At 41.9% G+C, this 10,398-nt stretch carries 5 protein-coding genes and 1 pseudogene; all 6 read right to left on the bottom strand.

Going from position 1 to position 10,398, the window contains the following annotated elements; translation table 11 throughout:
• Positions 1-144: 144 nt before the first annotated feature.
• Entirely contained in the window at positions 145-1,509 is a 1,365-nt protein-coding gene (locus PL9631_RS27275; protein ID WP_197046249.1) for a hypothetical protein, read from the bottom strand.
• The gene (locus PL9631_RS03325) at positions 1,506-4,379 is read right to left on the bottom strand and encodes a DEAD/DEAH box helicase (RefSeq protein WP_083616922.1); all 2,874 of its coding nucleotides are present in this window, start codon (positions 4,377-4,379) and stop codon (positions 1,506-1,508) included. The genes PL9631_RS27275 and PL9631_RS03325 overlap by 4 nt, the downstream gene beginning before the upstream one ends.
• A 364-nt stretch (positions 4,380-4,743) precedes the next feature.
• Positions 4,744-5,664 carry a transposase family protein gene (locus tag PL9631_RS03320; RefSeq protein ID WP_083616920.1) on the bottom strand — a complete coding sequence of 307 codons (921 nt, stop codon included), beginning with the start codon at positions 5,662-5,664 and terminating at the stop codon, positions 4,744-4,746.
• 98 nt (positions 5,665-5,762) lie between these two features.
• A pseudogene (locus PL9631_RS03315) lies at positions 5,763-5,996 on the bottom strand (DUF4277 domain-containing protein); the annotation flags it as partial.
• A gap of 278 nt (positions 5,997-6,274) precedes the next feature.
• Positions 6,275-8,614 carry a beta-propeller domain-containing protein gene (locus tag PL9631_RS03310; protein WP_231516627.1) on the bottom strand — a complete coding sequence of 780 codons (2,340 nt, stop codon included), beginning with the start codon at positions 8,612-8,614 and terminating at the stop codon, positions 6,275-6,277.
• On the bottom strand, positions 8,511-10,130 hold the full coding sequence (locus PL9631_RS03305; protein WP_156090436.1) for a Swt1 family HEPN domain-containing protein: 1,620 nt from the start codon (positions 10,128-10,130) through the stop codon (positions 8,511-8,513). Before PL9631_RS03305 ends, PL9631_RS03310 begins: the two co-directional genes overlap by 104 nt.
• Positions 10,131-10,398 lie beyond the last annotated feature (268 nt).

Below are 10,398 nucleotides of genomic sequence, written 5' to 3'. Positions count from 1 at the left end.
CTTTAGGATACATTTTCGGCGTACCATCAGGATTAAAAACCTGTTCCGCCATCGTGTAATTTTCTAAATCTTCTAATTTAACAAAGTAAGCAACATCCAACTCGTCATAACTATTTTTCCCCTGCTTCGGTATATCTTCTTCCTCTAAATCTTCTTCCCCGTCTTCATCATCAACCATTGCTTTTTTAGTAGTTTTAGCTGCCCGTTGTACTTCATATAAATCTTCTTCAGCAAAAAAGCCTCGGAAACAGAGTAACGATTCATATACTGCTCCCAACTGGTTAATTCCCAATTGAGCATAAGAAATCCGTCCCCTCCGCTTACTTTTCCCTTCCCGCGATGCGGTGCCAATTCAAAAATGTTATGTAAATCCTCTTCTACAAACTGAATAGTTCCTATATTACTAGGTGTATATCCTTCCGAAATTAAGCTAAACAGTTTTTTCAAACAAATATGAATAAAATAACCTTCACTATCCTCTTCTGTTCGCAGTTCTGTTTGTTCCAAATCTCGCAGCCACTCTAAACTATAACCTTCTCGATAAACATCCGCTTTCATTGGAGCATAACCTAACTCAGGACGTGCTTCTATATAAAATAGGAACAGTAAGCGGTACATATACCGCAAACATTCTAGAGATAACTGTCCCCCATCTAAACGAGATTTAAATACGCCCTCTCTGAGCTTATTTCGTATATACCAAACCGCCTCATTACCTAATAATTCAATAGCTTTTCTCAACGCATATTTGAGATCCTTAGATACTCCAAAAGCGTGCTTATGAGAATTTTCATCCAATTTATCTAAAAGGGTAGTTCCTTCTGTTGGACAAGTATGTTCTCGATGTAATAATGTTGCCGTTGCCAGTAAAGTATCCGATTCCTTACGCGATAAAATCTCCTCTAAATTAAACCGCAATAATCGAGACGCATTCCATTTAAAACGGTCAATTAAAATAACTTGATGAAGATTAGCCAACAACACCCACCGAGGCGGTTCATCTTGAGCAAAAATATAATCCGAAATAATATCTTCTAAAGAACTAGACAATAATTCAGCATCAGGTTGTTCCACAAATTGGTCTTTTTGTAATGCTAAATCTAAAATATCAATTGCCTCATTTCCTTCAGGTAAAGCTTCCAGAATCCAGAGTAAAGGTGCGCCATTACTCTTTTTAATTTCACATAATATAGGCAAAACCTGACCTTGATCTAGAGTACGCTCAGTAGGTTGAATAGGATATCCTAAAACAGCTAAAAATTGAGTCAACCATTGCTGTTGAATAGTCAGGCGTTCTGTAATATCTCGTTCTTTACTAAACTGACTGCGTAGGCGAAAATAATCTTTTGACAATTTTCCCAACTCTTCAGGTGGAGATTTCCCATCAACTTCAGCCGCCGCTTCTTTCCATCGTTGGGCAACATTCTTAATATCATCATTAAGTATTGCATCTAAATAATGATTAGAATAAAACTCATTTTCATTAGTAATTCCTGTTAATCTACTCATACTTTATGCCCCTGTAAAACAGCAATAATCTTGATATAAGGTACGGGTTCTGTGGTCATACTATCTTCCACCCATGACCAGTAATCTTTAAATATTTTATCAATACGTCGTTCTTCCTTCGATTTTCGTTCCTCTACTAATGGTGTACCATCACTAAACCTTAATACCAGTTGTTCATGATGTTGATTTTTGAGCTTTTCTAGGCGATTTAATTGTTCTTGCAATTCAACATCAATTCGTTTTTCAAATACCCTCCGTTCTTCCAACATTTTCTCTGTTGCTTGGTATACCGCTAACTCTCGTAAATTAAGTAGAGCTTCATCAATAGCTACCTTTCGATTAGGAATAGGCTCTTTACCCAATTCAGTCCGCTGTAAAGTTTCTTCAAATTCTTCAATATGTTTAAACTTTTGATTTTGAAAAATTACACTTACCCATTTATTTATCAAAGGTTGTCCGCGACGGTTAGGAATAATACCCCACATCACGAAAACTACCTCTCTCGATTGTAATTGATTTAATGCGATCGCAGGAGCTTGATGTCGTCCAAAAGCTGTGATTCCTCGATCGTTCAACCAACTAACCACCGGATGCAGTTCCCATAAATATTGTAAAGAAGACCAACTTTCCTCTGACTTACGTGCTTGTTCTAACTCTCGCATCACAACTTTTGGGTCTGCACCAAGGCGTAAGGGAGCATCTGGTGCAGGTTGAATTTCTCTAGGCAATCGCTCAAAACGTCGCCGCAATTCATGGGGCATTGTTAACTCAATTAATGATTCTTCTTTAACATGAGAAAATTGCAATGTATTTTCTTGGCTAACAGCTTCCAAAGCAGCTAATGTATAAGCAAAATCATCAGAGAATAAGCTAGGCATTCGGCACATAGCATCTTTCGCCTGCGGTTCTTTACTTACCTCTGGTTCTTCTTCAAACAAAGCAAAAAAATCAAACTCATCTTCATTATTAGATGTTGGCTGCAAACGCTCATCAAAACTTTCTGCGGTTTCCCCCTGTTCGATCGCTTCTATTGCTTTAGCAGTGACTTGCACTTCCTCATCAACATCAAACACCCCCATAAATACTGAAGGGTCGCCAATATTTTTTATAGCTTGTTCATCTTTATTAATCAAAACTCGAATAATGCGTTCTGCTTCATCCACATGAGGGTTAATTGAGCGAGTTAGTAAATAGCGAATCTGTGGTTGTCGTTCCTGCCCGTAACGGTCAATTCTACCATTCCGTTGTTGCAAAGCCATCAGCGACCAAGGAATATCAAAATGAATCAGACGATGAGACAGGAAATGCAAATTAATTCCTTCTGATGCTACATCAGTCGCAATTAACAAGCGAATCGGAGAACTTTCGTTACCAAATTGTTCGATAATTTCCATCAATTCAACATCTGGCATTCCCCCATCTAAAGTAGCGATCGCATTATCTTTAAGTTTCAAATCTTGTTTCAAATTTTCTTTAAGAAAACGCATTGTTTCCAGCCGCTCAGTGAAAATAACCATGCGGTCTTTTGGGTCATCTCCTCGCCAATTAAAACCACCATTCTCTGATTTACTAATTAATTTGAGCAATTGTTGATATTTAGAAAATGTGCTTGGGCTGATTTCTTCTAAAGCAGCTTCTAAATCTCTTAATTCAGCTAAATCAATGCTAAATCGCCCATCTTCTGCTTTTTCTACTCGCTTAATCCGGTTGCGAACAGTTTCCAAACAAGCCATTGGGCTTGATAACATAGCTTTCAGCAGAGTGGTTTTGAATAATTTCCCAGCCGATGTTTTGGCATCAATTTCAGACAGCGTTAAATTATCAAGAACTTCAAACGCTTTCTCTTCTTCAACTGAAGCATGACTCTCCACTGGTAAAATCAGCCGTTCTGGAAAATGTTTCGCTAGTTGTTCGATAACATCCTTTTTAAATCGGCGGACATATAAATCTCGAATATCTTCCTTCGTATAGTTTGACTCGTTTGCGATCGCTGTTGGGTCAAGCATATTCATCAAGCTAGCAAAGCTCTCAGGACGACCATCGTGGGGCGTTGCTGACAACATAATCAGCGCATCAGAACGAGTGGCGAGACGATCGGCTAACTTGGAACGTAATGAAGCCGTGCTACCGTGTCCCCGTTTGGCAACATTATGTGCCTCATCAATAACAATCACATCCCAGTAAGCTTGTTCGATGTAAGTCCGGTACTCGCGGTCTTGCTTGAGAGTATCAACTGAAATAATTGCCTTATCGTAATAGTGGAAAGGATTGTGGTTAGTCGGAATTCGAGAACGAATGCGCTGAATCCCCACCGAATCAAGACGGACTAGCGGAATAGTAAAGCGCATCCAAAGCTCTTTCTGAAACTGAGTCAACATACTCTTAGTAGTCACCACTAGAATCCGCTTCGCCCGTCCCCGGCGCATTAACTCAGCAATCAAAATGCCAGCCTCCAAGGTTTTTCCCAAACCAACGGCATCAGCAATTAACAAGCGCTGTCGCGGCATAGATAATGCCTTGAGAGTGGGATCTAGCTGGAAAGGCAATACATCCATCGCCGCCCGATGACCAATGTAGAGCTTGCTATCTGTCGGAGCAGTTTGCCGTAAGTGGGCTTCAATAAAAAGGAGCGATCGCTGATAACCAGAAGACTCATCCGGCACCAAGGTTGTATTCTTAGGGTCTAAAACCTGTAAATCTTCCTCTAACTCGTCAATAAACCGAGCCGCACGACCTTTGATAAAGTCACTAACACCCACAACTTCAATTACAGTTGCTCCATTCGGTGTTCGCGTGGTTGCTTGTACCAACCACTCTGCATCCCTTACAACAATTCTTGCTCCGGGAGCAAGTGTTCCTTTATCAGCCATTGCTCGTTGTTTTACTTTTATAATTTAGATTACCCTGAAACAGCTAGCCGATCGCTAATCCTTCCCTAAATTTTTAGTTTAGGAATTCAGTTTCTGGTATAATTACTCAGCACTTATAACCCTCTTTTATAACTACAGGGAAAATAAAAACTAGGCAGCCCCAAAACTGGGAACAGAAAAAGGTGTGATTAAAGAAGGGAAAGTATCCATTAGACATCTCCGAAAATCCCCAAATGCTCTCTATCGCTACTTTTTGAACCTCTAGCACTCCTGTGCCGGGTTCTCCCAAAGTAACGGATTCATAGGCTTTTTCAGTTACATTAATAATAATTAATGAATTTTATTTCTGATATTCAATCATTTTTCAAAAGTATTCTGGGCAATTCTTAGATGATAATACAATCGCTCCTATTCGCCATCTTATTAGTCCACATACTGTCAAGATTACTGCTTCATAATTTTGGCTCTTTAACCGAAATCTTTCGGAAGCAACTCGATAAATTTTTATCAGTCTTATTAAATGTTCGACTACAATCCTTTGTTTGGCTTTTAACCGATTTTCTTCTCGATGTTCAAGCGATATTTCTTGATTCCCCGGTTTCTTATATGGTGTATTAATTGCTGTTTCCCCTACATAAGCTTTATCCCCTCTGTATTTTTGATTATTCCCCAATTCCTCCCTTCTTTCTCTCCACAATTTTAGATCGCTTGTTGCTCCGGTATAACCCACAGCTACATCCACTATTTCTTTCCCGTTTGGCATGACAATGACTTGATTTTTAAAGGTATGTGTTTTTTTCTTTCCTGAGTAATATTTTTTTTGCTCTTCATTGTCTGTTGGTCTTTGCATGGGCTGTTCATAGCTATCTACTACTAACTCAAATTCCAGCAGAATTTTTTCTACCCACTCCCAATCACTCTCGTTTTTTTTTATTTGCTCAACTAAACTGGCTGGCAGTAATTCTCTCAAGATTTTTATCTTGTTATGGAAAATATCATTCGCTGTTGATTCACTCACTTCAAACTGTAACCCTAACATTTGAAATGTCGGCATCTGATGCAGATAAATTAGAGTTAGTAAGATTTGTTCCTCCACAGACAATTTCTGGTGACGACCCCCGCCTGCTTTAATCAACCTGATCTTAGCTTTTTCCTGTTCCTGCCGTCTTTCTTGCTCTAATAACTCCGCGGCTTGAATAAGTTTTATTAGCTGTTCGTATTCCATCCCTAATAGCCTTTTTGCTTGCTGGGGATTCTTGTCCAGATAGTCTCTTAATTTACTCATCTCTCCTTGGGGTAAAATTTAATTTTACCATCAAGTATCCCTCCCCATTTCTATTTTGGAGATGTCTATTAGCAGTCCTAGGTGTAACAGAGAGGGATTACTCCTTCTTCTATTAAATGCTCTGTTGCCTTCCCGATGAAAAAATTCTCGAATAAGTACAGCGACGCGCTCAAAAACCATAATCCATTCAAAATCATCGCTTTCATTACCTGTCCTGGGCTTACAGCTTCTTTTGTCCTTAATCCCACTTTTTTATTCACTTCTTCTACTAATTCCATCTCATCTATTACGCCTGCTACTATTCCTAAATGGTCTAAATTTACGATTTCTATTGCTTCTTGGGGTTTTTCGTCTTTTTATTGGTTCAGCTACTCCAATTATTATTTTAAATTAAAAATAGCCTAAATCATTACATGGCAATCATTTGGGCTATTTTATATTTCAATTTATTTGGAAATTCAATTGACTTAAATATCTGCGGAATGTGGGTTATTAATGTCACTACCAAGGTAAAAAGCTCGGATCGCTGCTTCAGGCATCACATTCTCTCTCGTTGTCAGCGTGCTCGCGTTTTTGTATGAGTAGTAGGTGCTTATTGCCTCCCCACCTACTACACACCTTCCAACCGCAGAAAATGAACTCGCCCTGAGCGCTCACCAGCAACGATTGTCACCCCATCCGGCGCAACGGCACAGGCTAGTAATGGACCATCGCAGCATAAACTAGCAATTACCTTACCACTTTTCAAATCCCAGACTTTGATAGTGTGGTCAGTGGAAGCTGAAACTACACGTTGACCATCGGAAGTTATAGCCACAGCGAGTACCGCATTGGTATGTCCACTGAGAGTCCGTAATTGTTTGCCTGTAGTCAAATCCCAAACTCTGAGAGTTTTATCATCTGAACCTGACACGACGTGTTGACCATCAGGAGTTATAGCGACGGTCAATACCGAGTTAGTATGCCCATTAAAAGTCAGCAGTTGTTCTCCTGTTTGTAAATTCCAAACTTTGAGAGTTTTATCCTGTGATGCTGAAACTGCCTGTTGACCATTAGGAGTTATAGCCACAGCTCGTACTGGGCTAAGATGCCCTATGAGAGTCCGCCCTTGCTTTCCTGTTTGTAAATCCCAGACTTTGAGAGTTTTATCCTGTGATGCTGAGACTACCTGTTGCCCATCGAGAGTAACAGCAACTGCCATTACCCAGTCAGTATGACCTTTGAAAGTCCGCAGTTGTTTTCCAGTGCGTAAATCCCAGAGTTTAAGAGTATTATCCTTTGAAGCTGAAATTGTGTATTTTCCATTATTACTGATGGCGACTGCCTGTACCCAGTGAGTATGTCCCTTGAGAATCCGCTGTAGTTTTCCGGTCTGTAAATTCCAGACTTTGAGCTTCTTATCCTTTGAAGCTGAAACTGCATGTTGACCATTAGGGGTGATAGCAACAGCTCGTACCCATTTAGTGTGTCCAGTGAAATTATTGAGTGCTTCTTCAGAATATAATCCCCAGAGTTTAAGAGTATTATCCTGTGAAGCTGAAACTACCTGTTGACCGTTGGGAGTAAGAGCAACGGCATGGACAAAGTTACTATGTCCAGTAAAAGTATTGATCACTTCTCCAGACTGTAAATCCCAGAGTTTAAGAGTGTAATCCTCTGAAGCTGAAACTGCCTGTTGACTGTTGGGAGTGATGGCTACTGCCTGAACTGATTTGGTATGACCTGTGAGAGTACGCAGCTCTTTTCCTGAGTGCAAATCCCAGAGTTTAAGAGTGCAATCCCATGAAGCAGAAACTATCTGTTGACCATCGGGAGTAATGGCGATGGAATTTACCGACCAACTATGCCCTGACAAACTCTTCACTTCCGACCCCGACCGCAAATCCCAGACTTTGAGAGTATGATCCTTTGAAGCAGAAACTACTTGTTGTCCATCAGGAGTAACAGCAACCGCTTTTACCGACCAAATGTGTCCCGATAGCGTTTTCAGTTCCACCCCCGACTGCAAATCCCAAACTTTCAGGGTGTAATCTTCTGAAGCTGAAACTGCCTTTCTTCCATTAGGGGTGATGGCAACTGCCCGTACTGTTTTGGTGTGTCCTATGAGAGTTCTTAGCTCATTACCAGTCTCTAAATCCCAAACTTTAAGGGTGTAATCTTCTGAAGCTGAAACTGCCTGTTTTCCATTGGGAGTGATGGCAACTGCCCGTACTGTTTTGGTGTGTCCTGTGAGAGTTCTCAGATCCCTACCAGTCTCCAAATCCCAGACTTTGAGGGTGCTATCACTAGAAGCGGAAACTACCTGTTTGCCATTAGGAGTGATGGCGACTGCCCATACCCAGCCAAAATGACCTCTGAGAGTACGCAGCAAAGCGCCTCCAGGTAATATCAGGCTAGAAGTTAATGGGCTAAGCCAAGGTACACCCTTCAACTGATTTGCCTGTTCTAGAATTGCCTGAATTTCTGGCACTTCAAAAGGCAGCAAACGCCCCAACAATTGTCCTGCGAGTTGTGTTTTGTCCTGATTTAGAATGTGTGCTGACAACCGAAGTGCCCCTTGAATCAATCTCAGAGTGTCCGTTTTCTCCCCATTGAGCAAGACATCAGCATTGAAAGCCAAATCATAATCTTCAATAAGCGCCTGTACCCCCAAAGCAAAAACCTTAGTCTCGATAAAATCAAAATCAGTCAGCCATTGGTGCAATTGCTCGAAACGACCAGCCTCAACCATGTGATACGGTAAGTGCTTCAAGGCATAGTCTCTATCTTCAGGCACCAGGCTATCTAACTGTTTCCCGATCTCTTTGGTTTCCACACCCCCGCTAAACTTATCAACAATTCGAGCTTTAATTTTCTTCAGAAAAGTCATCGCCGTATGCCTGAACAATATCTTTGCAATATAGAAAATCACAGAAGCTTTGGTGATAAACGCTATAGCGACTTTCGCCATCAACCTGCACTTCGCGCAAAAACTGCTTCCACTCGTTAAGTACCTGCTGCACCGTCACAGCCTTCTCACCAGATAACTCAGCAAGCATCCGGCGTGACACTGGTTCGCGGAGTTCAGCTAGGAAATACACGATCGCAACCTTGTGCATTGGCAGGGGTTCAGTCATCATCCCCATGTGCCGCCAGTGGTCTTCATAGTAAGCCTGCAACCCTTGGGGCAAACTCTCAATACTAAGATCTTTGTACTTGCCGTTCTTGATATCCGGCAGTACATATTTGAGATACATGAAATTGTTCTCGCTCTTGTTAGCAAGCTGGGTGATAAACTCCTCTAGCGTCAGCCCTTTCTCATCAATCCACGCCGTAAGCCGAGATGATTTATTGACCTCGCCTCGAATGTAAGTCTGGATGTCTTGTAAACTTTGCTCTTGATGTTGCATCAAGTCGAATCGATGCGGTGGCGTGTTAACAGTTAAGGGTAGAGTGCCAGGTCGCTGCGTCATCACGAAGTAGACACCCTTGTCCAACCTAGTAGGCAGGTAGAGGAGATTTGCACCAGTGTGGTCAGTCCATTCTACCTCATCCAGTGCGTCAATTGCAATTACCAACCGATCGCCTGTTTTAAGTTTGGCACTAACTTCACCCAGCAGTTGAGCGAAAAATTGACCGTCTCGCGTGGCGTCGGATGGTAGCGAGGAGTAGGGCAAATTGTAGCGGGAGATCAGTTGGGTGCAGACATTCTTGAGGAATCGTTCAACGCTGGTGATGCCTTGGTAACGAACATTGAAATGAGCCACACACCCAGTCTGCTGAACGTACTTGGCGAGAATTGCACTTTTGCCGATACCGGGTTCGCCTTCAATGATAAAGTAGCCGTTGGGCTGGCTGGTCAGAAACTTCTCTATTGCCTCAAACACAAATTCACGCCCGACAAACCCCTCAATCTTCTCCTCAATAAGCTTCTGCTGTTCCTTGTCTTCAGCCTGACTCTTCCCTTGCAGTAACGGTACCACTTCCTGAATCAGCGCTTCCACCTTTTTTGCCGCCTCCTCAGTAGAGATAGCAGTAAGCAGCAAGCGAATACTGTCCAGCGCTCGGTAAGTATAGTTAGCATCAAATATTTTCAGATCTTTCCAGCTTCTCAGTTTTGGATGCGCCCACTTCCGGCGAACCTTTGCTAACTCAAACACTAAGCTGATATCGTCACCACTCAGGGCTGGCTGCTCAAACGCCTCTTGCCGTTGGTTGATAATTACCTGAATCAGCGCTTGGGAATCCTCCAGGTTGATGCGATCGCTCTCAATGTGAAAATCTTTATCCGCCAGACATTCCTTAGCAACCTCTTCCCAGTCATCGCCATGAAACTTTTCCATCTGACTCTCGACAAAGGGCTGGAGTCCTTGGGCAAGAAAAATCAGTCCTCTGCCAACCTGCTCGTGATTCTTTAGCAGAATCTCCTCTTGTGTCTTATCAACTCGTTGTGTCTTATCAACTCGCTTCGGAGCGCTCTTAGTCATTGTTCTGCTCTCCCTAATCCCACAGTGAGCTATTAGATTCCATTTTCCCATAATCAGTCATGCTTTGCGTCAGGTGAGCGATCACTACATCGACCTGGCAGACATTGACGGTAAAATCACGGTGTTTACTTATCTAAGTGTGGTGTATTGCTGAAGGTTAACTGGAAACCCTATTAAAATCGTTGCTCATCCGGTTTTAAGCTGTAGTCGATGTTTGAAAGCCTTTCCCAGTCCACTGTCTTACCGCTGCCAAACCATAAGACTGATA

The sequence above is a fragment of the Planktothrix paucivesiculata PCC 9631 genome (genome assembly GCF_900009265.2).
Classification (GTDB): domain Bacteria; phylum Cyanobacteriota; class Cyanobacteriia; order Cyanobacteriales; family Microcoleaceae; genus Planktothrix; species Planktothrix paucivesiculata.
The sequence above is the reverse complement of the archived record's forward strand: the minus strand, read 5'-3'. Positions and strand labels throughout refer to the sequence as shown.